General features: G+C 71.5%; 22 protein-coding genes. 8 read left to right on the forward strand and 14 right to left on the reverse strand.

The features are described 5' to 3' along the window. The first annotated feature begins 10 nt into the window (after positions 1 to 10). Complete coding sequence (locus NRK68_RS21340) at positions 11 to 2425, forward strand: galactose oxidase family protein (RefSeq protein WP_257856443.1); 2415 nt, start codon at positions 11 to 13, stop codon at positions 2423 to 2425. Positions 2426 to 2540: 115 nt separating this feature from the next. Here NRK68_RS21340 and trhA read toward each other — a convergent pair whose 3' ends face one another. Then, positions 2541 to 3272 (reverse strand): PAQR family membrane homeostasis protein TrhA, encoded by a 732-nt coding sequence (gene trhA / locus NRK68_RS21345; protein WP_373023628.1) that lies wholly within the window; start codon positions 3270 to 3272, stop codon positions 2541 to 2543. Between the two features lie 231 nt (positions 3273 to 3503). On the opposite strand from trhA, the gene NRK68_RS21350 reads away from it, so the two are divergent. After that, positions 3504 to 5324, forward strand: coding sequence for a phosphoenolpyruvate carboxykinase (GTP) (locus NRK68_RS21350; protein WP_183066789.1), 1821 nt, complete (start codon positions 3504 to 3506; stop codon positions 5322 to 5324). A 133-nt stretch (positions 5325 to 5457) separates the two neighbouring features. Here the strand turns inward: NRK68_RS21350 and NRK68_RS21355 are convergent, their stop codons facing one another. From NRK68_RS21355 to NRK68_RS21370, 4 genes are all read right to left on the reverse strand, one after another. Further along, a complete protein-coding gene (locus tag NRK68_RS21355; RefSeq protein WP_183066788.1) occupies positions 5458 to 6069 on the reverse strand; it encodes a hypothetical protein in 612 nt (203 codons plus the stop codon). Next, positions 6056 to 7639, reverse strand: a complete 1584-nt coding sequence (locus tag NRK68_RS21360; protein WP_257857900.1) for a substrate-binding and vWA domain-containing protein — start codon at positions 7637 to 7639, stop codon at positions 6056 to 6058. Before NRK68_RS21360 ends, NRK68_RS21355 begins: the two co-directional genes overlap by 14 nt. Before the next feature lie 110 nt (positions 7640 to 7749). Further along, entirely contained in the window at positions 7750 to 8937 is a 1188-nt protein-coding gene (locus NRK68_RS21365; RefSeq protein ID WP_257856445.1) for a toxic anion resistance protein, read from the reverse strand. Between the two features lie 12 nt (positions 8938 to 8949). Next, on the reverse strand, positions 8950 to 10026 hold the full coding sequence (locus NRK68_RS21370; protein WP_257856446.1) for a substrate-binding domain-containing protein: 1077 nt from the start codon (positions 10024 to 10026) through the stop codon (positions 8950 to 8952). A 144-nt stretch (positions 10027 to 10170) separates the two neighbouring features. On the opposite strand from NRK68_RS21370, the gene NRK68_RS21375 reads away from it, so the two are divergent. Beyond that, entirely contained in the window at positions 10171 to 10611 is a 441-nt protein-coding gene (locus NRK68_RS21375) for a hypothetical protein (RefSeq protein WP_183066785.1), read from the forward strand. 19 nt (positions 10612 to 10630) lie between these two features. Here the strand turns inward: NRK68_RS21375 and NRK68_RS21380 are convergent, their stop codons facing one another. The 3 genes from NRK68_RS21380 to NRK68_RS21390 all read right to left on the reverse strand — a co-directional run bounded on the left by NRK68_RS21380 (position 10631) and on the right by NRK68_RS21390 (position 13283). Continuing rightward, on the reverse strand, positions 10631 to 11281 hold the full coding sequence (locus tag NRK68_RS21380) for an RDD family protein (protein ID WP_183066784.1): 651 nt from the start codon (positions 11279 to 11281) through the stop codon (positions 10631 to 10633). 273 nt (positions 11282 to 11554) lie between these two features. Next, a complete protein-coding gene (locus tag NRK68_RS21385; protein ID WP_183066783.1) occupies positions 11555 to 11947 on the reverse strand; it encodes an SCO4983 family protein in 393 nt (130 codons plus the stop codon). A 124-nt stretch (positions 11948 to 12071) separates the two neighbouring features. After that, complete coding sequence (locus tag NRK68_RS21390) at positions 12072 to 13283, reverse strand: pyridoxal phosphate-dependent aminotransferase (RefSeq protein WP_183066782.1); 1212 nt, start codon at positions 13281 to 13283, stop codon at positions 12072 to 12074. Between the two features lie 368 nt (positions 13284 to 13651). Between NRK68_RS21390 and NRK68_RS21395 the strand changes: the two genes are divergently transcribed. Beyond that, entirely contained in the window at positions 13652 to 13885 is a 234-nt protein-coding gene (locus tag NRK68_RS21395; RefSeq protein WP_046779095.1) for a hypothetical protein, read from the forward strand. Positions 13886 to 15552: 1667 nt separating this feature from the next. On the opposite strand, the gene NRK68_RS21400 is transcribed toward NRK68_RS21395, so the two are convergent. Together NRK68_RS21400 and NRK68_RS21405 are read right to left on the reverse strand one after the other, a co-directional pair. Next, positions 15553 to 15783 (reverse strand): hypothetical protein, encoded by a 231-nt coding sequence (locus tag NRK68_RS21400; RefSeq protein WP_183066781.1) that lies wholly within the window; start codon positions 15781 to 15783, stop codon positions 15553 to 15555. After that, complete coding sequence (locus NRK68_RS21405) at positions 15776 to 15904, reverse strand: hypothetical protein (RefSeq protein WP_257856447.1); 129 nt, start codon at positions 15902 to 15904, stop codon at positions 15776 to 15778. Before NRK68_RS21405 ends, NRK68_RS21400 begins: the two co-directional genes overlap by 8 nt. A 112-nt stretch (positions 15905 to 16016) precedes the next feature. Here NRK68_RS21405 and NRK68_RS21410 point away from each other — a divergent pair, with 112 nt between their 5' ends. Both NRK68_RS21410 and NRK68_RS21415 read left to right on the forward strand, forming a co-directional pair. Beyond that, on the forward strand, positions 16017 to 17264 hold the full coding sequence (locus NRK68_RS21410; RefSeq protein WP_505514229.1) for an NsdA family TPR-like regulatory protein: 1248 nt from the start codon (positions 16017 to 16019) through the stop codon (positions 17262 to 17264). Position 17265: 1 nt separating this feature from the next. Continuing rightward, positions 17266 to 17580, forward strand: coding sequence for a 4a-hydroxytetrahydrobiopterin dehydratase (locus tag NRK68_RS21415; protein ID WP_183066779.1), 315 nt, complete (start codon positions 17266 to 17268; stop codon positions 17578 to 17580). A gap of 186 nt (positions 17581 to 17766) precedes the next feature. Here the strand turns inward: NRK68_RS21415 and NRK68_RS21420 are convergent, their stop codons facing one another. Then, a complete protein-coding gene (locus NRK68_RS21420) occupies positions 17767 to 18225 on the reverse strand; it encodes a nitroreductase/quinone reductase family protein (RefSeq protein ID WP_257856449.1) in 459 nt (152 codons plus the stop codon). A 106-nt stretch (positions 18226 to 18331) separates the two neighbouring features. On the opposite strand from NRK68_RS21420, the gene NRK68_RS21425 reads away from it, so the two are divergent. Next, positions 18332 to 19318: a LysR family transcriptional regulator gene (locus tag NRK68_RS21425; protein WP_257856450.1), complete on the forward strand. Its 987-nt coding sequence runs from the start codon at positions 18332 to 18334 to the stop codon at positions 19316 to 19318. Positions 19319 to 19482: 164 nt separating this feature from the next. Here NRK68_RS21425 and NRK68_RS21430 read toward each other — a convergent pair whose 3' ends face one another. Further along, on the reverse strand, positions 19483 to 19668 hold the full coding sequence (locus NRK68_RS21430; protein ID WP_030034983.1) for a hypothetical protein: 186 nt from the start codon (positions 19666 to 19668) through the stop codon (positions 19483 to 19485). A 180-nt stretch (positions 19669 to 19848) separates the two neighbouring features. On the opposite strand from NRK68_RS21430, the gene NRK68_RS21435 reads away from it, so the two are divergent. Beyond that, positions 19849 to 21204: a carbohydrate-binding protein gene (locus NRK68_RS21435; RefSeq protein ID WP_183066776.1), complete on the forward strand. Its 1356-nt coding sequence runs from the start codon at positions 19849 to 19851 to the stop codon at positions 21202 to 21204. A 98-nt stretch (positions 21205 to 21302) separates the two neighbouring features. Here NRK68_RS21435 and NRK68_RS21440 read toward each other — a convergent pair whose 3' ends face one another. Next, positions 21303 to 22319 carry a YdcF family protein gene (locus tag NRK68_RS21440; protein WP_183066775.1) on the reverse strand — a complete coding sequence of 339 codons (1017 nt, stop codon included), beginning with the start codon at positions 22317 to 22319 and terminating at the stop codon, positions 21303 to 21305. A 22-nt stretch (positions 22320 to 22341) separates the two neighbouring features. Continuing rightward, the gene (locus NRK68_RS21445) at positions 22342 to 23922 is read right to left on the reverse strand and encodes an N-acyl-D-amino-acid deacylase family protein (RefSeq protein ID WP_257856451.1); all 1581 of its coding nucleotides are present in this window, start codon (positions 23920 to 23922) and stop codon (positions 22342 to 22344) included. Positions 23923 to 23929: the final 7 nt, after the last annotated feature.

Here is a 23929-nt window from a genome sequence, read left to right on the forward strand (position 1 = left end):
GAACCTTTCCATGCGTCCGACCTTCCGGCGGAGGGCGGGGCGGCGTGCCGCACTGCTCGCCGTCGGGGCGATGACCACGGGTCTGCTGCTCACCGCACCGCAGCAGGCGACGGCCGGTCCGCCCAATCTGCTGTCCAATCCCGGTTTCGAGACCGCCGGCACCGCCGGCTCCGACATGCCGTCCTGCTGGTCGAAGTCCGGCTGGGGCGACAACGACTTCACCTTCGCGACCGTGTCCGACGCGCACAGCGGCACGAAGGCGATGCGGGTGTCCCTGACCCGTCGGGTGGACGGTGACCGCAAGGCGCTGGTCACCGAGAACACCACGTGCGCGCCGACGGTCACGCCGGGCCGGCAGTACGACCTGTCGGCCTGGTACAAGTCCAACACCCCGGACGTGTCGGTGACGGTGTTCCGCCGCGACACGACGTCGGGCTGGCAGTACTGGACCGACCTGCAGAACCCGCCCGTCAGTGCCGGGTGGGCGCGTACGGAGGTCCGTACCCCGGTGGTTCCGCCCAACACGGACAAGATCGCCTGGGGTCTGTCGGTGTACGGGGTGGGCACGCTCACCACGGACGACTACGCGCTGGAGGAGGTGGGTGCGGCCCCGCCGCAGCCGGCCTGTTCGGGCACGGCGGAGGAGTGCGCCAAGGGCAGGTGGCAGGTGATCCCGGCGCAGAACCCGGTGCGTTCGATGCACGCGGTCGTCCTGAAGAACGGCAAGGTCCTGCTGATCGCGGGCTCGGGCAACGACATCGCGCAGTTCAACGCGGGCACCTTCACCTCCGCCGTCTACGATCCGGCGAACGGGTCGTTCAGGACGATCCCGACGCCGGTCGACATGTTCTGCGCGGGCCATGTGCAGCTGTCGGACGGCCGGGTGCTGGTGATGAGCGGGAACAAGGGCTATCCGTCGGCCGACGGGAAGATCGGCTACCAGGGGCTGAAGGACTCGTACACCTTCGACCCGGTCACCGAGACGTACACGAGGACCAACGACATGAACGGCGGGCACTGGTACCCGTCGGCGACGATCCTCGGCAACGGTGACGTGATCTCCTTCGGCGGGCTGAAGGAGGACTCGACGGGCAATGTGACCGCGGAGAAGTTCTCGGCGGCGCAGAACAAGTGGCTGCCGATGAACGAGGTCAACCAGACCTGGTCGTACTGGGGCCTGTACCCGTCGATGATCCTGATGCAGGACGGGCGGCTCTTCTACTCGGGCAGCCACACCTTCGGCAACGGCACCCCGGGCACGGGCGCCTCGATCTACGACTACGACGCCAACACCATCACCGACGTGCCGGGCCTGCGCAACAAGGACGAGCGGGACGAGTCGGCGAGCGTGCTGCTGCCCCCGGCCCAGGACCAGCGGGTCCTGACCATCGGCGGTGGCAACAACGAGCGCAACCCGGCGGCGAACCGGATCACCGACATCATCGACCTGAAGCAGCCGAGCCCCGCCTACACGGCCGGCCCGGACCTGCCCCAGGGCCTGGTGGACACCGGCACCGGGAAGCGGCCGCAGACCGGCGCCGAGGGCAAGATGTACGTGTCGGCGGTGCTGCTGCCGGACGGCAAGGTGCTGGAGACCGGCGGCGGGCTGCACGACCGGGCCGACCCGGTCTTCGAGGCCTCGTTCTTCGACCCGGCGACCAACAGCTACCAGGCGGGTCTGGCCACCGACCCGGTCCCGAGGACGTACCACTCGGCATCGTTCCTGATGCCCGACGGCCGGGTCATGTCGGTGGGCGACAACCCGGGCAACGGCACCTACAACCACAACGTGTCGATCTACTCGCCGCCGTACCTGTTCAAGGGCGCCCGCCCGCGGATCACCTCGGTGATCGACACGCAGTGGGTGTATGGGGACACGCAGCGGATCACCGTCGACCGGCCGGTCGCCAAGGCGGAACTGATCCGCCCGGCGGCGGTGACGCACTCCTCGGACCCGAACCAGCGGTTCGTGGACCTGCCGATGACGGTGGACGGCACCACCATCGACCTGAACGTCACGAGCAACCCCAACCTGGCGCCGCCCGGCTGGTACATGCTCTTCGCGGTCGACGCGAACGGTGTCCCGTCGATCGCGACGTGGGTGCACCTGGGCGGTGCGCCGGCCCTGGCGGCCGCCCAGGAGCAGCCGTCCGCGCACGAGCACACCTTCGCGGACGCGCTGGGGCCGGCGAAGAAGAATCCGGCGAAGCGGGACTCGGTCCCGGTCGCGCCCAGCGTGGCGGGCTGCGACCGGCACTACGGCACGGCCAACGTGTGCGTGCCGACCCGGTTCCCGGCCGAGGTGAAGGCCACGACGAAGGCCCGCTGCGAATGGCTGGCCTCCCACCACTATCCGAAGCGCCTGAAGGTCAACGGCAGTGATCCGCTGCGGCTGGACCCGGACGGCGACGGATACGCCTGCTGAACGCGCCGGCAAACGGAGAGCCGGAGAACCGGAGAACCGGAGAACGGAGAAGGGGCCCGGCCGCGAGCGTGCGGCCGGGCCCCTTCCGGCGGCGTCGGCGCCGGCGCTGCCCGGATCAGTGCTGGTAGGCGGCCAGCGAGATGCCGACGTAGTGGGCGATGAAGGCGGCGAGGGTCAGGGAGTGGAAGACCTCGTGGAAGCCGAAGAAGCGGGGCGAGGGGTTGGGCCGCTTCATGCCGTAGATGACGCCGCCGGCGCTGTAGAGGAGGCCGCCGACGATCACGAGGACCAGGACGGCGATGCCGCCGGTGCGCATGAAGTCGGGGAGGAAGAAGACGGCTGCCCAGCCCATGGCGATGTAGCAGGGGGTGTAGAGCCAGCGCGGGGCGCCGACCCAGAAGACACGGAAGGCGATGCCGGCCGCGGCCGCGATCCACACCGCCCACAGCAGGGTCCGGCCGGTGGAGGGCGGGAGCAGCAGGACGGTCAGCGGGGTGTAGGTGCCCGCGATGATCAGGAAGATGTTGGCGTGGTCGAGCCGTCGCAGGATGGCTTCGCCGCGCGGGCCCCAGGTCCCGCGGTGGTAGACCGCGCTGACGCCGAAGAGCAGGCAGGCGGTGAGGATGTAGATCCCGCAGGCGACGCGTGCCCGGGTCGAGTCGGTGAAGGCCATCAGCGCGAGGCCGGCGACGATCACGGCGGGGAACATGCCGAGATGGAGCCAGCCGCGCAGCAGCGGTTTGGTCTCGATCGCGGACTCGACGGCCTCTGCGGCCTCGATGACCAAGGAGGCCTCGGAGGCCGCTGCGGCCTCGGCGGTGGGGACGGCGGCGGCGTCGGAAGTCATGCGCGCCATGCTACCTACGGGTCCGTAGGTTTCCGGGCATCGTCTTGCCATCGTCTTTACGGAAGATTGACGGACGTGGCAATGCTCACGTGAGAGGCCCTCTGGACATATGCGCACATCCACCGGATGATCAGATGAGTGCGGTCGACACCGGATGAGCGGAGCGCGAAGCGTCCGGGTCGCAGCCCCCACGGGGCCAACACCAAACACACCCCTCAACAAGGAGCAATCGTGGCGCGCGACAACGCGGCTCCCACCGTCCCGACGACCCACCAGGAGCTGATCTCCTGGGTGGACGAGATCGCAGCCCTCACCCAGCCGGACCGCGTCGTCTGGTGCGACGGCTCCGAGGGCGAGTACGAGCGCCTGTGCGAGGAGCTCGTCGCCAAGGGAACGTTCAAGAAGCTCGACGAGACGAAGCGCCCGAACTCCTACTACGCCGCCTCCGACCCCTCCGACGTCGCGCGCGTCGAGGACCGGACCTACATCTGCTCCGAGAAGGAGGAGGACGCGGGCCCGACCAACCACTGGAAGGCCCCGGCCGAGATGAAGGACATCTTCGCCGGCGAGAAGGGCATCTTCCGCGGCTCCATGAAGGGCCGGACGATGTACGTCGTCCCGTTCTGCATGGGCCCCCTCGGCTCCGAGCTCTCCGCGATCGGCGTCGAGATCACCGACTCCGCCTACGTCGCCGTCGCCATGCGCACCATGACCCGCATGGGCAAGCCCGTCCTCGACGAGCTCGGCACCGACGGATTCTTCGTCAAGGCCGTCCACACCCTCGGCGCTCCGCTCGCCGAGGGCGAGGCCGACGTGCCGTGGCCCTGCAACACCACCAAGTACATCTCGCACTTCCCCGAGACCCGTGAGATCTGGTCCTACGGATCCGGCTACGGCGGCAACGCCCTCCTCGGCAAGAAGTGCTACGCCCTGCGGATCGCGTCCGTCATGGCCCGGGACGAGGGCTGGCTCGCCGAGCACATGCTGATCCTCAAGCTCACCCCGCCGCAGGGCGAGGCCCGCTACGTCGCCGCCGCGTTCCCGTCCGCCTGTGGCAAGACCAACCTCGCCATGCTGGAGCCCACGATCCCCGGCTGGACGGTCGAGACCATCGGCGACGACATCGCCTGGATGCGCTTCGGCGAGGACGGCCGCCTCTACGCGATCAACCCCGAGGCCGGCTTCTTCGGCGTCGCCCCCGGCACCGGCGAGCACACCAACGCCAACGCCATGAAGACCATGTACGCCAACACCGTCTTCACCAACGTCGCGCTCACCGACGACGGCGACGTCTGGTGGGAGGGCATGACCGAAGAGGCGCCCGCCCACCTGACCGACTGGAAGGGCAACGACTGGACCCCGGAGTCCGAGACCCCGGCCGCCCACCCCAACGCCCGCTTCGCCGTCCCGGCCTCCCAGTGCCCGACGATCGCCCCCGAGTGGGAGGACCCCAAGGGCGTCCCGATCTCCGCGATCCTCTTCGGCGGCCGCCGCGCCTCCGCCGTGCCGCTGGTCACCGAGTCCTTCGACTGGAACCACGGCGTCTTCATCGGCTCGAACATCGCCTCCGAGAAGACCGCCGCCGCCGAGGGCAAGGTCGGCGAGCTGCGCCGCGACCCCTTCGCCATGCTGCCGTTCTGCGGCTACAACATGGGCGACTACATGGCCCACTGGGTCAAGGTCGGCGCCTCCGCGGACGCCGCCAAGCTCCCGAAGATCTACTACGTGAACTGGTTCCGCAAGAACGACGCGGGCAAGTTCGTGTGGCCCGGCTTCGGCGAGAACAGCCGCGTCCTGAAGTGGATCGTCGGCCGCCTCGACGGCACCGCCGAGGGCGTCGAGACCCCCATCGGCATCCTGCCGACCAAGGACTCCCTCGACCTCGACGGCCTCGACCTCCCGGCCGAGGACCTCGACTTCCTCCTCACCGTCGACAAGGAGGTCTGGCGCGAGGAGGCTGCCCTGGTCCCCGAGCACCTGGGCACCTACGGCGACCACACCCCCAAGGAGCTGTGGGACCAGTACCACGCCCTCGTGGAGCGCCTGGGCTGAGCCGGGACACGCCCTGAAGAAGGGCACGCCCTGAACAAGGGCCGATGAACGTGGGAGCCCCCGACCAAGCGGCGTCCCACCGCTGTGGGAGCCCCCGACCAAGCGGCGCCCACCGCAGCACCGACCTGCCCGGTCAGGAGCGTTCGCGCTCCTCCAGGTAGGTCGTGTGCGTCTGCTGACGGCGGGCCTCCACCTCGTGGAGGCCCGCCGTTACGCGTCGCGCCTCCTCGCGCAGCAGCCCCAGCTGCCGCTCCAGATGCCGCTCCGGAGACTCCCCGCCCGGCGCCATCCGGCTCCACCAGCGCGTCCGGTTGTACGCGTCCACGCTCTCCGGCACGTCCCGGCGGACCCCACGCGACACCACGTGCACCGCCTCCGGGTCGGCGGCCAGCACCTCGGCCACCCACCCCGGCTCCAGCAGCGCCCCGTACAGCTCCAGCAGTTCCGCCAGCACCTCCCCGGCCCCCGACGGCAGCTCCACCCCGTCGGCATACCCCCGCAGCCGCCCGAAGTCCTCGCGCAGCACGCCGAGCTCCTCCCGCGGATCGAAGGGCGGCGGCGCCGTCCGCTCCGGCGGGGCGATCAGCGCACCCGCCCCGTACAGCCCGGCGACCACCACCGGCCAGTACGCACCGGCCACCCCGGCCAGGGTGAGGGCCAGCCCGGCCATGCCGCAGGCGGAGCCGGCCAGGTTCTTCCGCGACTCCAGGTACCTCAGGACCCCGGTCGCCCTACTGGTAGCCACGGATCTCCTCGAAGGCTCCGGCCAGCGAGCTGTTCCCGCCGGTGGCATCGAAGAGCCGCCCGCCGGTCAGCTCGGTGATGTGGGTGAGTTCCTTGCGGTCCGAATCGCCGAACAGCACGGCGAAGACCGGCGTCCGCTTCTGCGCCTCGGGCAGCTTCGCGTAGAAGGAGTCGAAGTGCTTCGCCCCCACGCCCTCGGTGTTCTCGCCGTCCGTCATCAGCACGATCGAGGTGAAGGTATCCGTGCCGCCCTTGCCGAGCTGCTCGTACGCCGCCTCCAGGCTGCCGTAGATCGCCGTACCCCCGTCCGGCTCCAGCGACTTCACGTCCCGGCGGATGGCGTCCAGCGCCGGCCCCGGATTGCCGGGCTCCACCACGTGCGTGTTCACCTCCTTCACCTTCGACCCGAAGGGCAGGAGCGTCACCTCCTCACGGTCCCGGAAACGCCGCCCGGTGCCCGAAGTCCCGGTACCCGTCAGATCGGTGAGCGCCGACCTCAGCCGCCCGATGCGGTCCTCGTCGCTCATCGAACCCGAGGTGTCCAGCACGTACACCGTCCTCGAGGGCCGGCGCAGCTCGTTCTCGTAACTGGCCAGCAGCCCGTCGGCGACGACACGCGAACCGGGGAACGGCAGCTCGCGCCGCTTCTCCTGGTCCAGCCCGGCGGCCGGCGCCACCCCGGCCGCGACCGGCCGGCGGAACGTCTGCCCGGTGATCGCCCGCTGCGCCTCCGGGCCGCGCAGCCAGTCCGTCAGCGCCCGGCCCGCGTCACGCGCCCCGGCCGGCGCCGAGGCCAGCAGGGTCAGCGGGTAGTGGGCCGTCACCACGCCGTCGCGCGGCCGGACCACCGTCAGCGGCGCCCGGCCGTCCTTCGCGTCACGGTTCATGGACAGCAGCACCGACTCGTAGTTCACCAGCGCGTCCACGTCCCCGCGCCTGCCGTACGCGGTCGCCAGCCAGCCCGAGGAACCCGACGTCAGCTTCTGCCCGGCGAAGAACTCCTTCAGCCGCGGCGTGGCGGCCTTCACGTCCGCGTCGCTCAGCGCCGCCTGCGCCCCCGACAGCCCCGAGGCCACCGAGACCAGCGCTGAGAAACCGGAGTTCGAGCGCACCGGGTCGGTCATCCCGTACGTCAGCCGCCCGGCCGAGACCGCCTCGTGCACCGCCGGCCAGGTCACCTCACCGGACTTCCAGCCGAGCCGGGCCAGCGCCTCCGGCTTCACACCGAGGGCCACCGGCGAGGACATCACCGGGGTCTCGCTGGAGAGCTTCCCGGCGGCCTCGGGCCGCAGCCGCAGGTAGTCGTTGGAGGACAGCCAGATCGCGTCGTACCGGCCGTCGGCCTGCCCCGAGGCGACCTGCTCGGCGGCGTCCAGCGTCCCCGACCACGTCAGCTTCACGGTGACGCCGGTCGCCTTGCGGGCCTGCTCCAGGACCGGCTCCATGTCCGTGAGCTCACTGGAGGCCAGCACCCGCAGCGTGCCCTCCTTGTAGGCCGTCTCCGCGGGCCCGGCGGGCTCGCCGGAGGTGCAGGCCGTCGCTGCCGTGAGCACGGCGAGGCCGAGCACCAGGGCCGCCCGTACCCGCCGGCGCCGCGGCCGCGGGGGCCGGGGCGCAGCCTGCGCCGCCGCCCCGACGCGCCGCTGAGCCTGCGCCGCCGCCCCTGCCCGCCCGGCCGCGCTCACAGGGCACCACCCTCGGACGCACCGGCGGTCCGCGTCCGCGCCAGGTACGCCGACGCGTTCTGCAGCTCACCGGCGAGGGACTCCACCGTCGCCGCCATGTTCTGCGCCGCCTGCACCTTGAAGGTGTCGATCGCGTCCAGCGTCCGGTAGATCTGGCCGAAGGCCGTCCGCAGGGTCTCCGCGCCCACCGCCGGATCGGCCGCGATCCGCTGGATCTCGCCGCTCTGCGTGGCCAGCATGTCCGCGTTGCCCCGGATCAGCTCCTCGGTGGTCCCCTTCAACGCGTTGACCTGCTCGGTCACCTTCCGCTGGCTGTCCAGGGCCGACGCCAGCATCACCGCGACCCGCAGCGCCGACACGGTGGTCGTGGCCGCCCGGTCGACACCCTTGATCAGCTCGTCGTTGTTGCGCCGGACCACGTCCATCGCCAGATACCCCTGGGCGCACACGGCCAGCTGCGTCAGCAGATCCTGGTGCTTCTGCCGGACCGGGAAGAGCACGTCCGCGCGCAGCGCGTCGGCCTCCTGCGGGTCCGTCCGCCCGGTCTCGGCGACCCGCTGCCCGACGGCGGTGTCCAGGGCCTCGGTGAGGACGGCGTACTCCTGGAGCCTGCCCATGGTCTCCCACAGCCGGGAACGCTCGGTGTGCAGGGCGGCGTTGTCGCGGCGCAGCTCGTCCTGGCCGCTGCGCAGCGCCCCCACGATCCGGTTGAGGGCCGTCTGCGAGGAGGCGTACTTCGCCACGTGGTCGCGGAACCGGTTGCCGCCCGGCAGCTTCGCGAGCAGCCTGCGGGCCCCCTTGGCGGGAGCGTCCCGCGGGTCGAGGTCCTCGACCGTGCGCCGCAGTTCGACCAGGGAGCCGGCGACCCGCGCCTGGGCGTCGCCGCCGCCGTCGGAGCCGAGGGAACGCACGGCCCGCTCCAGCATCCGGTTGGACTGCTGGGCGGCGCTGCGGACGTCGGCCGAGCCGAGTGCGGTGATCTCGCCGATGCGCTGCGCGAACTCGGGGGAGCGGGCGTCGATCCCGGCGAGCGAACCGACGTACTCCCCGGCCCGGCGGGCCATCTCCTCGCGGACGCCGTCCTGGAGCGGTACCAGTCCGGCGGCCTGCTCCTTGCGGACGGCGGGCACGGGCTCGGGAGCGCTGAGGACGAGCGGGGCGTCCTCGGGTGGTGTCAGTGTCATGTCTGTCGTCCCCTAGCCCTTGGCGCGCTGGGCGAGCGCCGTGAGGATCTTGACGGTGGGTGTGCCGACCTGGCGGATACCGGCCAGCCCCGGGTTGAGGTAGCCGGCGTGCGGGGCGGTCGCGGCGGTGAACTCGGCCACGCCGTCCTGCGGGCGGAACCCGCGAAGCACGGCCAGCTCACGCAGCTTCGGATCGGTGGCGAGGAGCGTTCCCAGCTCCCGCGCGTCCTCGCTGAGCGGCACGAAGGTGTGCGCCGTGTTCACGGTGGTGTCCGGGTAGAGCACCACCATCTCGCCCGGGTCCTGCTTCTGCAGCAGCAGCGAGGCGACCTGGGACTCGTACACCAGGATCAGCGGTTCGCCGCTGCCGCTGATGAAGGCCCGGAAGGGGTCTTCGGTGCTGGTCTCCAGGGCGCCCTGGACCGAGATCAGCTTGCGCATCAGGGGCGCGGTGCGCTCGATGCCGGCGTCGTCGGCGACGACGGTGTTGCCGTTCACGACGTTGGAGGTGGCGGCGAGGAAGAGCGCGCCGGAGTTGGAGGAGGCCGGGTCGGTGGTCTTGACGAACACGGTGCCGGTCAGCTCGGCGTGCGCGGAGGAGCCGGCCAGCTGCTGCCAGGTGCGGTCCTCGGCGGCGGCCTTGAGGAAGGGGCCCATCAGCAGGGTCCCGGAGTTCTTGCCGGTCATGGTGGCCAGGCCGCCGGCGGCCAGTACCTGCGCGGCGCCCGGGCGGGCGATCACGACGAGCGGGGAGTAGAAGGGCCTGGTCTCCTGGGCTCCCTTGAGCCCGGCGGCCGCCGCGACCTCCTTGGCGGGTTCACTGCTGCCGGGGAAGGCGAAGTCGAATTCCTTGAGGGCGAGTTGGTCCATCGCCCAGGAGCCCGAGGTCTCCGTCTTCACGATGTAGCCCTTGTCTGCAAGGGCCTTGACGACGTCAGGGTCGCGGAAGAATTCGGACTTCTCCGAACCGATGACGCCGCGCACGGTCTTCGTTGCCGTGGATTCCGGGCGATTCTGCCCCTGCAGTGCGACGTAGAGCACGCCGCCGATCAGGAGGAGGCCCAGGGCGATTCCCAGGATGCGTCTCACGGGTGCAGCGTGCTCACGGAAACCCACATTCCGCGCCCTCTTGAGTGAACGTCAGGTGTCCAGGCGGTCCCACTTCGAAATGCTGTGTGAGTTCGCGGGTGCTGGTGGGCGGGGCGGCCGCCCGGGAGGATCGGGGGCATGGGCGTGAGCGCGTTGAAGTGGCAGGGCTGGCTGGTCGGTCTGGTGACGGTCGCCGGACTGCTGGTGTTCGCCCCGCTGGGCCTTTACGTGTGGGCGAGCGGCGGTGAACCGCAGCAGGCGCCGCCGCGGGCGGCGGCGGAGGACGTACGGGTCACCGGTTGCCGTGTCGATCCGGCCAGTCGGCGGGTGGTGGCCGCGGTCGAGGCGACCGGGCGGGCCGAGGGGATCGGCGCGTACGTCGTGACGGTGGAGTTCCGCGACCGGGCCGAGGCCGATCCCGGGCGGCGGGCCGCCCAGGCGCTGGTGCGGATCCCGGGCGTGGCCCCGGGCGCGACCGAGTACGGGGAGGCGGTCGGCCCGGTGTGGCCGGTGGCCACGGTGCCCTGGTGCGGGGTCGCCGGCGCGGAGTTCACGCAGCCGACCCCGGCACCGGGGCTTCCGTAGCCGAAGGGGCGGGTGCCCGTCAGCCGTTGCTGTTCACCTTGACGACCACGGTGCTGCACACCTTGTCGGCGAAGGTCTGCTTCTTGGCGTCCCACAGCGGCCACAGCCAGCCGAGGTAGCAGGAGAGGCTGTCCAGGGCGTGCGCCAGCTTGCGGACGAAGGCCATGCCGAAGCCGAGCGTCGCGCCGTCGGCCTCACGGTGCAGGCTGATGCCGACGATCTTCTTGCCGATGGTCTGGCCGGTGGTGCCTTCCTTGTACAGCTGGAAGATGGCCATGCCGAAGGCGTACAGCATGCCGATCAGGCCGAAGACACCGGCGATCGAGTCGCCCGTCTCGTCGCCGGCGAACGCCGCGCCGAGGCCGATCAGCGCGTACATCGGGCCGGCGATGATCAGCATGTCGAGCAGGTACGCGCCGACGCGCAGGCCCCAGTGGGCCAGCGGCGGCATCCCGGCGGGCATCCCGGGCATGCCCGGGGGCGGGTACGCGCCGTACTGCGCCGGCGGCGGGGTCTGCTGCGGGTAGCCGTACTGCGGGGCCGCGCCCGGCGCCGGCTGCTGCGGGTAGCCGTACTGCGGGGGGACGCCCTGCGGGGCCTGCTGGCCGTAGCCGGGCTGGCCCTGCGGGGGCTGCTGGCCGTAGGGGTTGTTCGGATCGCCGAAGCTCATGGGCGCATCTCTCCAGGGTGCTCGATCGGGGACGAAGCGGAGTGGAGGAGATGGTCATTCGAGCGGCCTCCCCCGTGCTGCCGCGATGTTTCAGCCAACATCGTGTTCGGAGCGCCGGGATCTGTCCAATTCATTGGCCGCACGGCGAGCGGCGGAGCGGCCCCGGAGGGGCCCCGGAGGGGTCGTCCGCAGGTCGTCCGCGGGGTAGTCCGCAGGGTCGTCGGGGGGTATGGCGCCCGGTCCGGAGCCTCCGCGGCCCCGGACCGGGGCCGTCTAGAGGGCGCCGGCCAGGTCCAGGGACTCCAGGGCGGCGGCGTGCGCGTCCATGCGCTCGGCGGCGAGGATCGCGACGGTGGTGTCGGCGCGGGACGCGGCGACGAGGAGTGCGCGGGCCGCGAGGTCGTGTGCGCGCCGGTGCAGCGCGGCGGCGTCCCCCGCGGGACCCTGGGGCGCCCGGGCGGGCTGGGCCCCGCGCAGCCGGGCGACCTGGGCGGCGATCCCGGCGGCGGCCTCGTCGAGCCCGAGTTCGTCGGTGACGGCGAGCAGGGCCGCGAGGTGGCCTGCGAGCTGGATGTCCAGCGCTTCGCCCCGGCTGCTGTGGGGGTAGTCGACCGTGGTGCCGCCCATCCGCTGGACGACCGGCTTGGTGCGGATCGGCTCGTACATGAGATGGCCTCCTGCATGGTCAGGAGACCATCCTACATTGGATTGGTTCTAATTTTGAGTTCGATCCTGTTGTTGGCCGAGTATGTTCGCTCGGCCGACGGCCCGGACCTCGTCCGGAACCGCCTCAGGCCTGGCTGTAGCCGTCCAGGAAGTTCCCGATCCGGGTCACGGCGTCGGCCAGGTCCTTGGCGTTGGGCAGGGTCACGATCCGGAAGTGGTCGGGCTCGGGCCAGTTGAAGCCCGTACCGTGCACGACCATGATCTTCTCGGCCCGCAGCAGGTCCAGGACCATCTGACGGTCGTCCTTGATCTTGTAGACGGCCGGATCCAGCCTCGGGAAGGCGTACAGCGCGCCCTTCGGCTTCACGCAGGTGACGCCCGGGATCTGGGTCAGCAGATCGTGGGCGACGTTGCGCTGTTCCAGGATCCGCCCGCCGGGCAGGACCAGGTCCTCGATGGACTGCCGGCCGCCGAGCGCGGTGGCCACCGCGTGCTGCGAGGGCATGTTCGCGCACAGGCGCATGTTCGCGAGGATCGTGAGGCCCTCGATGTAGTCGGTGGCGTGGCTCTTGGGGCCGCACACCGCCATCCAGCCGGCCCGGTAGCCGGCGACCCGGTAGTTCTTCGACAGGCCGTTGAAGGTCAGCGTCAGGACGTCCGGGGCGATGGCGGCGGTGTTGTAGTGCTTGGTGCCGTCGTAGAGGATCCGGTCGTAGATCTCGTCCGAGCAGACCATCAGGTTGTGACGGCGCGCGATGTCCGTCAGACCGCGCAGCATCTCCTCGTCGTAGACGGCGCCGGTCGGGTTGTTCGGGTTGATGATCACGATCGCCTTGGTGCGGTCGGTGATCTTGCGCTCGATGTCGGCGAGATCCGGCATCCAGTCGGACTGCTCGTCGCAGCGGTAGTGCACGGCCGTGCCGCCGGCCAGGGAGACGGAGGCCGTCCACAGCGGGTAGTCCGGCGCCGGGACCAGGACCTCGTCGCCGTCGTCGAGCAGCGCCTGCATCGACATCGTGATCAGCTCGGAGACGCCGTTGCCGAGGTAGATGTCCTCGACGTCCAGGTCGATGCCCTTGGTCTGGTAGTGCTGCATGACCGCGCGGCGCGCGGACAGCAGGCCCTTCGCGTCGCCGTATCCGTGGGCGGAGCCCAGGTTGCGGAGCATGTCCTCGAGGATCTCCGGCGGGCACTCGAAGCCGAAGGCCGCGGGGTTGCCCGTGTTGAGCTTGAGGATGCGATGACCTGCTGCTTCGAGTCGCATGGCCTCTTCGAGCACGGGGCCGCGGATCTCGTAACAGACATTGGCGAGTTTCGTTGACTGGATCACCTGCATGACGGGAGCTTACGGGCCCGGGTGCGGGGTCGACCGGCGTTTTCGCAGGGAGACTCGAAGGTGGTTTTGTCCCGTTTGGCGGGATGGGTGGGTGGGGGTGCGCTCTTCCCTTGGAATCCTGGGCCGCGGCCGCGCTCCGGCCTGCGGAATGGGTGAGCCCGACGGCGCCGAACTGCTGCGTGTTGCCCTCGTCACCTTGAGGAGGGTCGCGGGGGACGCGGGGTGACCGGGTACCCGGGCTGAGTACGCGGGCTGAGTACCCGGGCTGAGTACGCGCACTCATGCGGCCGCCCGGTCCGCGGGGGAGGCTGGAGTCCTGAACCAGGGCGAGTGATGCCTGAACGGCGGCAACCAAGGAGCGCGGGGCAGTGGAGTTCGTAGTCGGTGACATGGCGATCACCACGGTCGGCACGGATGGCGACGACCGGGCGATCGAGTTCCTGGTCAGGCCGGAGGGGACCCTGGAGGAGGGCCACTTCGCGATCTTCCGTGAGCACGGCCAGGGCTGGGAGGACGCCCGCCTGACCATCGACCCCGCGGCGGGCAGCGTCCCGGTGGCCGCGATCGAGTGGGCGGTGGAGTTCGCCCGCGAATACCTCTGAGGAGTACGGGGGTCTCCTCGGGCGGCGCCCCACCCCCGCGGCCCCGCCCTCCGGGGCGGTGGCTGCGGGCGGGGTGGGACGGCGGGACGGAGCCTGAAGGCGCGGCGGTGGTGTGGGGGCGGCAGGCGCGGCGGGGCGGGGGCGGAAGGCGCGGCGGTGGGGCGGGGCGAAAGGCGCGGCGGGGCGGGGGCGGAAGGGGCGGCGGTGGTGTGGGGGCGGTGGTGTCGCGGGGCAGGAGCGGGAAGCGCGGGGGCGGTGTGGGGGAGCGGGAGCCGGTGGGGCCTTGGTCAGTGACGGTATGGGGGTTTTCCGTCAGTCCCATCGTCTCTCCGTGTCGTGCCGGTCCGTCAAGGGCGCTCCTTCGTCGCGTCGCTTCGCGAGGGCCTTCGGCCCCCCTTGACCGACCGTCCCGCCCCGGAAATCCGAAAGACTGCCGGGAAACCCCCAAAAGGACGGGCCGGGGGAGCAAGACACCTAAGGGCGGTGCCCTGCGCGGGCGAAGCCCGGTACGCCCCCAATCGCTACGCGCTCCCGCCCGACGGCGTCTGCGAGCCCCTTGGGCTGGACATAGGCCGCCCAAATTCGCTACGCGCTCCTCGGAGACGGCGAGTGCGAGTCCCTGTGGCTGGTCGTAGGCCGCCACAAATCGCTACGGGCTCCTGCCGGGAGGCGTCTGCGAGTCCCTGTGGCTGGTCATAGGCCGCCCACATTCGCTACGCGCTTCACGGAGACGGCGTCTGCGGTCCCTTGGGGCTGGTCATAAGCCGCCCACATTCGCTACGCGCTTCTCGATCGCGCGACTGCGAGTCTCTGTGGTCGGTCATGGGCCGCCATCGAGCGTCACACGCTCCTCCGAGACGGCGTCCGCCCCCGGCGGGGGTTGATCGGGGCGAATGAGAGGTCCGAAACGCCGATCCATCGGCTCAGCCGAACTCAATCCCCGTCAGGGCCACCGTGAGATCCCATCCACACGCCCAGATGGGTACAATTAGGGCATATTGACGCCTCCTTGAGGCGCCCGCCCTCCCAGGCCCGGATTGGGTTCGTCTCAGCCGTCATCCGGCGCCTTTCCTCCCCGCGACAGCCTCCACGGGCCGTCCCTGGGAGGCGATTCCGGCCTCTGCGGCCTATGACCGGCCCCAGACGGTCTGCGGACGCGTGATCGAGAAGCGCGTAGCGATCGATGGCGGCCTATGACCAGCCACAGGGACTCGCAGACGCCGTCAGGCAGGAGCGCGTAGCGAATGTGGGCGGCTTATGCCCAGCCCAAGAGGCTCGCAGACGCCTTTCGAGAGGAGCGCGTAGCGATTGGGGGCGCTCCGGGCTTCGCCCGCGCGGCGCACCGCCTCGTCTGTGTCTTTCTGCTCCCGGCCCGTTCCTTTGGGGGTTTCCCGGCAGTCTTTCGGATTTCCGGGGCGGGACGGTCGGTCAAGGGTGGAGCGCAGCGACATCGCGAAGCGACGCGACGAAGGAGCGCCCTTGACGGACCGGCACGACACGGAGAGACGATGGGACTGACGGAAAACCCCCATACGCGTCACTGACCAAGGCCCCGCCGGCTCCCGCTCCCCCACACCATCCCCGCGCTTCCCACTCCCGCCCCGCGACACCACCGCCGCGCCTTCCGTTCCGTGCCCGTCGGGGTGTCTGTGGCTCGTCTGAGCTGGTCAGGTGTATTGGCTCGGGTGGAATTCGGTCGACTGGATGTTGGCGACCGACGTGGAGAACTCACGGCCGGAAGGGCCGCGGATGTAGGCCAGCTCCATCCAGTGGGGGTGGGCCGAGTTCGAGACGTCCTCGTTGATCACGGCCATCAGCTCGCCCTCGACGCCACTCGCCACATCGCGCACGCGCTGCCGCAGCAGTGGGTGCGGTACGTACTCGTAGCGATCAGCCATCGGAGGGCGCCGCCTGCCCGTGTGCTGCGCGGAGGAAACGCTCCCACCCCGCGTCTGCGCGGGCGAGCAGTTCGGGGCTGGGGCCCTCCTGGGGGCGGTCGCCTGCGCTCTTCATCGTCATGCCGCGATGATGGGCTGCCGCGAAGACGGACGGATAGGCCATCGCGCGGCCACCTGTGGCCAGGGTGTGGCCACGGCTGGGAACAGGCGTGATGACGCCTCATGCTGGGGCCATGGGCGCCCGAAACGACGCACTCCGAGCGGCGAGGCTCCGGGCCGGCTGGCGGACGGTGGACCAAGCCGCCAGGAGCCTCTCCGAGTGTGGGAAACGGCTTCTCGACGACCGGCACTTCGAGGTGTCGCCGCGGACTTGGCGGAGGTGGGAGGGCGAGCGCCCCGGTTGGCCGCCGGGAGAAACCGCCATGGTGCTCCACCATGCGCTCGGGCGCTGGCCCGAGGAACTCGGGTTCACCGTGCCGGCAGGCTGGATCCGCACCGAGGCGCTGCACGAGGACGACGTGAACCGTAGACAGTTCGTATCCGCCACCGCTGCGGCACTCGTCACGGGGCCGACCTCGAGTCAGCACGTCGATCCCGCCCTCATCGACTACTTCGAGCAGCAACTCGAAGGGCATTATCGGGCCGACATGTTCCTGGGGCCCCACGATCTGATCGGCACGGTGAGCGCGCAGTATCAGCTGATCGACAAGCTGGTCCGCTCCGCGAGGGGCGAGGTACGGCGCGGTCTGCTCCGAGCCGGGGCCGCCTATGCCGCGCTGGTCGGGTGGTTGTACCAGGACGCGGGCGATCTGGCGGCTGCCACGTTCTGGCGAGGGGTGACGCAGGAGATCGCGGTCCGATCGCGTGATCCTCACCTGATCGGCTACAGCCTGGTGAACCAGGCACACGTCCGTACGGATCTCGGTGATGGGCATGGAGTCATCGATCTCTGTGAAGCCGTTCTCGACGGATCGGACCGGCTCTTTCCCAAGGTGCGGATCATGGCGATGCAGCAGCAGGCCCACGGGGCCAGCCTCATGGGCGACCGGACGTCGGTCGATCAGCTCATCGACACTGCGGCCGGGCTCCTCTCCCGTGTCGACGACGACCTGCCGTGGGGCAACGCCTGTCGTAGGACACCGGGATATCTGGAGGTCCAGCGCGCGACCTGCTACGGCAGACTCGGGCTCGGACGGGAGGCCGAAGCTCTGTGGGCACAGGTCCTCGACGGTGTCCCGTCGACCGCTCGCCGGGACCGGGGTGTGTACCTCGCCCGACGGGCGACCGTGGCGGCCGAGTCCCGGCAGCCGGACCACGCCGTCGAGATCGCCCGCTCGGTCGTCGAGATCGCGGGGGAGACCCGTTCCGCCCGCATGCTTCGTGAACTCAGCGCTCTGGAGCGGGCCATGGGGCCGTGGCACGATGCCCCGGTAGGCCGGGACCTTGCTGAAATCCTGGCGCCTGTGACCGAGGGGAGCTGACATGGGCGTACCGAAAGCGTTGTCCGAGGAGGAGATCACGGACCATCTCGCGGGCCTGCCCGGCTGGGAGCGCGCAGGCCATGCGATCACACGGACCTACGAGATCCGGTATCACGCCGCGGTGGCTGCGATCGTGACCATTGCGGACCGCTCACGACGGATCCAACACCACGCGGATCTCGATCTCCGCATCGACCACCTGCGTGCGTCGATCACCACCCATGACGCCGGGCACCGGATCACCGCTGCGGACTTCGATCTGGCGCATCGCATCGATGCCATCGTCGCGGCGCATCAGGCTCTCCCGCTGGACTGACCCGGACGGCCGGGGAGGGCGGGCCATGGCCTTTGAGCGTCCGGGCGCTGTCGGTGGGGTGGCGTAGTTTCGGGTGGGACGAGCGCGGCGTGGACGTGACCGTTTACGACCGGGGGTGAGCCGCCGCCTGCCCGCCCCGGCGCGGGCCGGACGGGCAGGGCGGGCGGGGCGGGCCGACCGGCCGGCTCAGTGACCGGGGAGGCGTTCCAGGATCACCAGGGGGATTTCGCGGGGGCGGGCGGCCGCCTGGTCGTCCTCGAAGGACGGCCACAGGGCGGTCATCATCTCCCAGTACACCTCCCGTTCCGTCGCGGTCGCCGTGTGCGCCGTCGCCTCGACGGTGGCGGCGCCGACCTGGAGGCGGACCTCCGGGTGGGCGGTGAGGTTGCGGTACCAGCGGGGGTGGTCCGGGGCGCCGTCGGCGGAAGCCACGACGAGGAACCTGCCGGCGTCCTCGCCGTAGATCAGCGGAGTGCGTACCGTGTTGCCGGTGGTGCGGTCGAGCGTGGTGAGCAGCAGCGTGGGGACTCCGTGCCAGAGGTGCCCGTCGGCGCCGGCGGTGCTCACGTAGGCGCGGACGTGGTCGAGCCGTGGGCCGGGTCGCGGGTCCGTGGGGTGGTCCCAGTCGACTTCGAGTGTGTGCATTTACCTGTCCTTAGGGTTGTGGCCCCCTGGCGGCTAACGAGCATTAACGATTCTGGATGCGTACGACCCGTAGCGCACGTCTGTAGGTCTGGACCAAGCTCTTCGTATGGATCTGGAGCTGAGGCATCTCAAGATCGTCAAGGCCGTCGCCGACGCCGGGAGCCTGACCCGGGCCGCCACCGCGCTCGGACTGGCGCAGCCCGCGCTCAGTGCGCAGCTGAAGCGGGTCGAGCGGGCGCTGGGCGGCACGCTGTTCGTGCGCGGGCGGGAGGGCGTACGGGCCACCGCGCTCGGGGAACTGGTGCTGGAACGGGCGAGAGTGCTGCTGCCCGCGGTGTGCGAGCTCCAGGAGGAGGCTCAGCGGTTCGCCCGGCAGGGGGCGCACGGCTACCGGCTCGGTGGGACGCACGGTCCGCTGCTCGGCGGGCTCGTGGACCGGCTCGCCCGCGAGGAGCCGGGGGTGCCGGTGACGACCTACACGTCCTGGTCGGAGAAGGAGGTCGCGGGGGGTGTCGCCGACGGCCGCCTGGACTTCGCGCTGGTCGGGGTCTGCGGGGAGAGCGCGCCGCCCGAACCGGGGCGGCTCGCCTGGATGGAGGTGGCCCGGGACCCGGTGCACGTGATGCTCGCCGAGGACCACCCGCTGGCGCTGGCCCGAACCCCGCGCGAGGAGATCGAGCTGGCCGAGCTGGCCGCCGAGGCGTGGACGGACGTCCCCGGCGACGGGTGTTTCGGCGACTGCTTCGCCGCGGCGTGCGTGCGGGCGGGGTTCGCGCCCGCCTGTGTCTACGAGACCGACACCGCGTCCTGCGTGCACCTGGTGCAGGTGGGGCGGGCCGTGGGGCTGTGCCGGGCCACCTTCCCGGCGACCCCGGGGCTGGTCACCCGGCCGCTCGCCGGGACCCCGCTGGTGTGGCGGCACGTGCTGGGGTGGCATCCCGCCGCGCGGGTCGCTGCGCGGGCGGCGGGGGTGCTGAGCCATGCGCGGGCCGCGCATGAGGAGGCGCTGGGGAGGTCGGCGTCGGCTGCCGGAGCGGGGGCCCTGCGGGCGGCGGCGGTGCGGGCGCCTGCGGCTCAGCTGCGCTGCGGCTGAAGGATCGGGGCTCCGCCCCGCACCCCGCGCCTCAAACGCCGGCGGGGCTGGGATGGTGCGGCGGGGGTGGGATGGTGCGGCGGGGGTGGAGTGGTGCGGCTGGGCGTGGGTGTGCCCCCGGCGGGGCCGGGGGCGGGGTGCAGCCTTCGGGCTGACTGCCGCGGCTACGGCAGGTAGCGCTCGATGACCTGCGGGCCCTCCTTCTCGATCAGCTTGCGGGCCTTCTCGACCCGCTCCGGAGTCGGGTCGTGGCCTGTCGCCATCACGAGGTCCTCGGGGTCGTACGGTCGTTCCCCGCCCGTGAAGAGCCGGTCCGACCGCGTGGGCTGCTCGTCGGGTTCACTGACCATCGCGTACCTCCTACGTCGTCCCCTCGCCCCATACTCCGGCCCCCGCCCCATGAACGCATGTCGGCCGCCGCACGGCCGCGGGCATAACACCGGGGGAGGGGCCAACCGGCAGCTCCCGCGCGCTGGTTCGGATTTCTACGGTTTCCGCAGACCCCCCACCGGAAACCGAGGAGATCCCCCATGCTCAAGCGACACGCCCGCGCGGCGTGTACCGCCCTGGCCGCCGCCGGGCTGCTGCTGGCCGGGACGGCAGGCGCCGTCGCCGACCCCGTTCCCGCCCCCGCGGTGCCCTCGGCGGCAGCCACCCTCCGTACCTCCGACGCGTCCCCCGAGCTGCTCGCCGCCATGCAGCGCGACCTCGGCCTGACCCCCACGCAGGCCAAGGCCCGTCTCGCACACGAGGCCGAGGCCGGTGCCACCGCCGCCCGCCTCCGGGACCGGCTCGGCGCCGCCTTCGCCGGGGCCTGGGTGGACGGGGCCGACGCCGCCGTGCTCACCGTGGCGACCACCCGGGCCGCCGACACCGCCGCGATACGGGCCACCGGCGCCCGCGCGAAGCTGGTCACCCGCAGCCTCGCCGACCTCGACGGCGCCAAGGCCGCGCTGGACCGGGCCGCCGGCCCCGCGACCCCCGTCCGCTACGTCGACCCGCGCTCCAACACCCTCGTCGTCGAGGAGACCGAGGCGGGCGCGGCCGCCCGGCTGCTCTCCGCGACCGGCACCGACGCGGCGCTGGTCACGGTGATCCGTACGGCCGAGGCCCCGCGTCCGCTCTACGACCTGCGCGGCGGCGACGCCTATTACATGAACGGCAGCGGCCGCTGCTCGGTCGGTTTCCCCGTGACCAAGGGGACCGTGAACGGCTTCGCCACCGCCGGGCACTGCGGGCGCGCCGGGACCACCACCACCGGGTTCAACCGGGTCGCCCAGGGCTCCTTCCAGGCGTCCGTCTTCCCCGGGAACGACATGGCCTGGGTCGCGGCGAACACCAGCTGGGTCTCGACCCCGTACGTGAAGGGCGGCGGGGGCGCGAACGTGCAGGTCGCCGGCTCGGTGCTGCAGCCGGTCGGGGCCTCGGTGTGCCGGTCCGGCTCGACCACCGGATGGCACTGCGGCACGATCCAGCAGCACAACACCAGCGTCACCTACCCCGAGGGCACCATCTCCGGCGTGACCCGTACGACGGTCTGCGCCGAACCGGGCGACTCCGGCGGCTCCTACATCTCCGGGAGCCAGGCCCAGGGCGTGACCTCGGGCGGCTCCGGCAACTGCTCCAGCGGCGGGACCACCTTCTTCCAGCCGCTGAACCCGATCCTGTCGGCGTACGGGCTGACGCTGAAGGTCACGGGATCCGACCCGGGCCCCGGCCCCGGTCCCGGTGAGCCCGAGCCGGGCGGCACCTGGAAGGCGGGAACCGTCTACGCGGCCGGTGCCACCGTCACGTACGGCGGTTCGACCTACCGCTGCCTCCAGGGGCACCAGGCGCAGGCGGGCTGGGAGCCGCCGAACGTCCCCGCGCTCTGGCAGCGGGTCTGATTCCTGCGCTGACCGGTGCCGTGACTGCCAAGGGGGGAGTCACGGCACCTTCCGCGTCCGTCGCCGTGCGTCCGTCGCCCTGCGTCCGCCGCGATGCGTCAGACGAGGACCGCGGCCAGGGTGCCGAGCGCACCGAAGACGGCCAGCAGGCCGCAGATCGCGAGGTTCACCGTGCGGTGCTCCCAGAAGACCGCGACGAACTCCCGGATGGTGGCGCTCGGCCAGTAGTACTTCGCGGTGGGGGAGCCCACCACCTGCCCGTTGACGCCGGTCTTGCGCGCCAGCATCGCGGCCCGGAAGGCGTGGAAGTTGTTGGTGACCACCACGCACCGGTAGGCCGGATCGTGCGCCTCCATGATCTGCCGGCTGAAGCGCATGTTCTCCTCGGTCGTCGTGGACCGGTCCTCCAGCACGATGTGCTCCGCCGGGACGCCCTCCGCGATCAGCCAGTCCGCCATCGCGCGGGCCTCCGCGACCTTCTCGTCCGAGCCCTTGCCGCCCGAGACGAGCAGCACCGGCGGCCGGCCGCTGCGGGCCAGCTGGACCTCGTAGATCTGCTGTCCCTTGCGCAGGCGCGACGCCAGCAGCGGCGGTACGCGGTCCCCGCCGATCAGGCCCGAGCCCAGCATGACCACGTGGTGGACGTCGCCGCGCACCGTGATCCGGCCGTAGAGGAAGGCGTAGCCGAGGAAGCAGAAGAACACGAAGGAGATGTAGCCGGCGACGACGGTGAGGGTGCCGGCGATGCCGCCCAGGACGGGGGAGCCGACCACGGCGACCAGGATCAGCAGGGCGATCAGGGCGAAGATCGCGAGGCCCGCCAGCATCGACAGCAGGTTGGCCGGGCGGAAGCCCTCCTTGCGGATCATGGTCATGCCGTTGCGGACGAGGAAGACGCCCAGCGCCAGGATGGCGAACGCGGGTGAGGCGAAGGCGAGTACGGCGACCGTGACCGCGGCCCAGAAGGGCAGCTTGGCCACTTGGAGGAAGAGGGCCGAGAAGGCGGTGAGGAAGGTCAGTCCCAGGAGCACGGCATTGCTGAAGCGGCGCCGGTCCTGCCGGACGCTTATGCAGAACGCGAGGAAGAGCAGGGCGGCGAGGGCGAAGGCGACCATGGCGCCATCGTAGGTGCCGGATTCACCGTGGACCGCGCTCGGTTCGGCGTACCGACCGTCCGGCCAGCACCTGGGTCCGGCGGCCGTCGCGCATCACGAACCGTCCGTCGATCAGGACGTGCGGGATCCCGGCGGGCGGTGTGCGGGGCCGTTCGTACGTGGAGCCGGCCGCGACCGTGTCCGGGTCGAAGAGGACGAGGTCGGCGCGGTGTCCCACGCGGACCAGGCCCCGGTCGGGCAGCCGCAGCCGGGCCGCGGGCCGGCCGGACAGGTGGGCGACGCACTCCTCCAGGGAGAGCAGGCCGAGTTCGCGGACGTAGTGGCCGAGGTAGTGCGGGAAGGTGCCGTAGGCCCGAGGGTGAGGTTTCGCGCCCTGCAGGATGCCGTCGGAGCCGCCGGTGTGGGCGCGGTGGCGCATGATCGCCCGGACGTTCTCCTCGTGACCGACGTGCTGGAGGACCGTCGGTGCGAGCCGGTCGCCGATCAGGAGCCGGCGGGCGGTGTCCCAGCCGTCCAGGCGGGTGCCGACGTGGGCGGCGTACGCGGGATCGGCGACGCCCGAGATCTCGATCGCCGACCAGTCGACGGGGACGCCGTGGCAGCCGTCGGCCCCCTCCTGCTCCAGGACGTGGCGGATCCGCCGGGCCTGGTCGTCGTCGCGCAGCCGGGCGAGGACCGCCTCCGGGCCGCCCTCGTTCGCCCAGCTCGGCAGCAGCGCGACGAGGGTGGTGCAGCCGGGGGTGTACGGATAACTGTCCAGGGTGATGTCCGCGCCCGCGGCCAGGGTCGCGTCGAGGAGGGCGAGCAGTTCGCCCGCCCGGCCTTCGTTCTCCCCGAAGTTCATGGTGGCGTGCGCGAGGTGCAGGGCGCAGCCGGCCCGCCGGGCCACGTCCACCATCTCGGCGTAGGCGGCCGCCGCGCCGCGGCCGTAACTGCGGTGGTGGGGGCAGTAGTAGCCGCCGTAGTGGGCCACCACCCGGCACAGTTCGGTCAGTTCGGCCCCGGAGGCGTACATGCCGGGGGTGTAGGTGAGTCCGGAGGACATGCCGACGGCGCCCTGGGCGAGGCCGTCGGCGACGAGCCGCCGCATCCGGTCCAGCTCGGCGGCGGTCGCCGGGCGGTCGTCCCAGCCGACGACGTGGGCGCGGACGGTGCCCTGCGGGACGAGGTAGGCGGCGTTGACGGCCACGCCCTCGCCGCCGAAGCCGCGGTCCAGCCGGTCGAGGTACTCGCCGACCGTGCGCCAGTCGAAATCGATGTCGTCGCCGGGGCCGTTCCAGCCGGTGATCGCGGCGCGTACCGCGTCGAGGGTGCGGTCGTCGACGGGCGCGTACGACAGGCCGTCCTGGCCGAGGACTTCGAGGGTCACGCCCTGCGCGGCCTTCGCGCTGTGGTCCGGGTCCCGGAGCAGGGCAAGGTCGCTGTGGGCGTGCATGTCCACGAAACCGGGGGCCAGGGCGAGACCGTGCGCGTCGACGGTCTCGCGGCCCCCGGACAGCCTGCCGACGGCGGCGATCCGGCCCTCGTGGACGCCGACGTCGGCGGTGTACGAGGGGCCGCCCGTGCCGTCGACGACACGGGCGCCCCGCAGGACCAGGTCCACGGCCGGG

Origin of the sequence: Streptomyces yangpuensis (genome assembly GCF_024666385.1) — a bacterium.
Taxonomy (GTDB): domain Bacteria; phylum Actinomycetota; class Actinomycetes; order Streptomycetales; family Streptomycetaceae; genus Streptomyces; species Streptomyces yangpuensis.

Bases quoted from the DNA above. Each gene is read 5' to 3' on its own strand.
- NRK68_RS21410 (WP_505514229.1), top strand. From the start codon at position 16,017: ATGGGCGCCCGAAACGACGCACTCCGAGCGGCGAGGCTCCGGGCCGGC.
- NRK68_RS21400 (WP_183066781.1), bottom strand. From the start codon at position 15,783: ATGGCTGATCGCTACGAGTACGTACCGCACCCACTGCTGCGGCAGCGC.
- NRK68_RS21430 (WP_030034983.1), bottom strand. From the start codon at position 19,668: ATGGTCAGTGAACCCGACGAGCAGCCCACGCGGTCGGACCGGCTCTTC.
- NRK68_RS21380 (WP_183066784.1), bottom strand. From the start codon at position 11,281: ATGAGCTTCGGCGATCCGAACAACCCCTACGGCCAGCAGCCCCCGCAG.
- NRK68_RS21390 (WP_183066782.1), bottom strand. From the start codon at position 13,283: ATGCAGGTGATCCAGTCAACGAAACTCGCCAATGTCTGTTACGAGATC.
- NRK68_RS21435 (WP_183066776.1), top strand. From the start codon at position 19,849: ATGCTCAAGCGACACGCCCGCGCGGCGTGTACCGCCCTGGCCGCCGCC.
- NRK68_RS21415 (WP_183066779.1), top strand. From the start codon at position 17,266: ATGGGCGTACCGAAAGCGTTGTCCGAGGAGGAGATCACGGACCATCTC.
- NRK68_RS21340 (WP_257856443.1), top strand. From the start codon at position 11: ATGCGTCCGACCTTCCGGCGGAGGGCGGGGCGGCGTGCCGCACTGCTC.
- NRK68_RS21440 (WP_183066775.1), bottom strand. From the start codon at position 22,319: ATGGTCGCCTTCGCCCTCGCCGCCCTGCTCTTCCTCGCGTTCTGCATA.
- NRK68_RS21405 (WP_257856447.1), bottom strand. From the start codon at position 15,904: ATGACGATGAAGAGCGCAGGCGACCGCCCCCAGGAGGGCCCCAGCCCC.
- NRK68_RS21425 (WP_257856450.1), top strand. From the start codon at position 18,332: ATGGATCTGGAGCTGAGGCATCTCAAGATCGTCAAGGCCGTCGCCGAC.
- NRK68_RS21365 (WP_257856445.1), bottom strand. From the start codon at position 8,937: ATGACACTGACACCACCCGAGGACGCCCCGCTCGTCCTCAGCGCTCCC.
- trhA (WP_373023628.1), bottom strand. From the start codon at position 3,272: ATGACTTCCGACGCCGCCGCCGTCCCCACCGCCGAGGCCGCAGCGGCC.
- NRK68_RS21420 (WP_257856449.1), bottom strand. From the start codon at position 18,225: ATGCACACACTCGAAGTCGACTGGGACCACCCCACGGACCCGCGACCC.
- NRK68_RS21385 (WP_183066783.1), bottom strand. From the start codon at position 11,947: ATGTACGAGCCGATCCGCACCAAGCCGGTCGTCCAGCGGATGGGCGGC.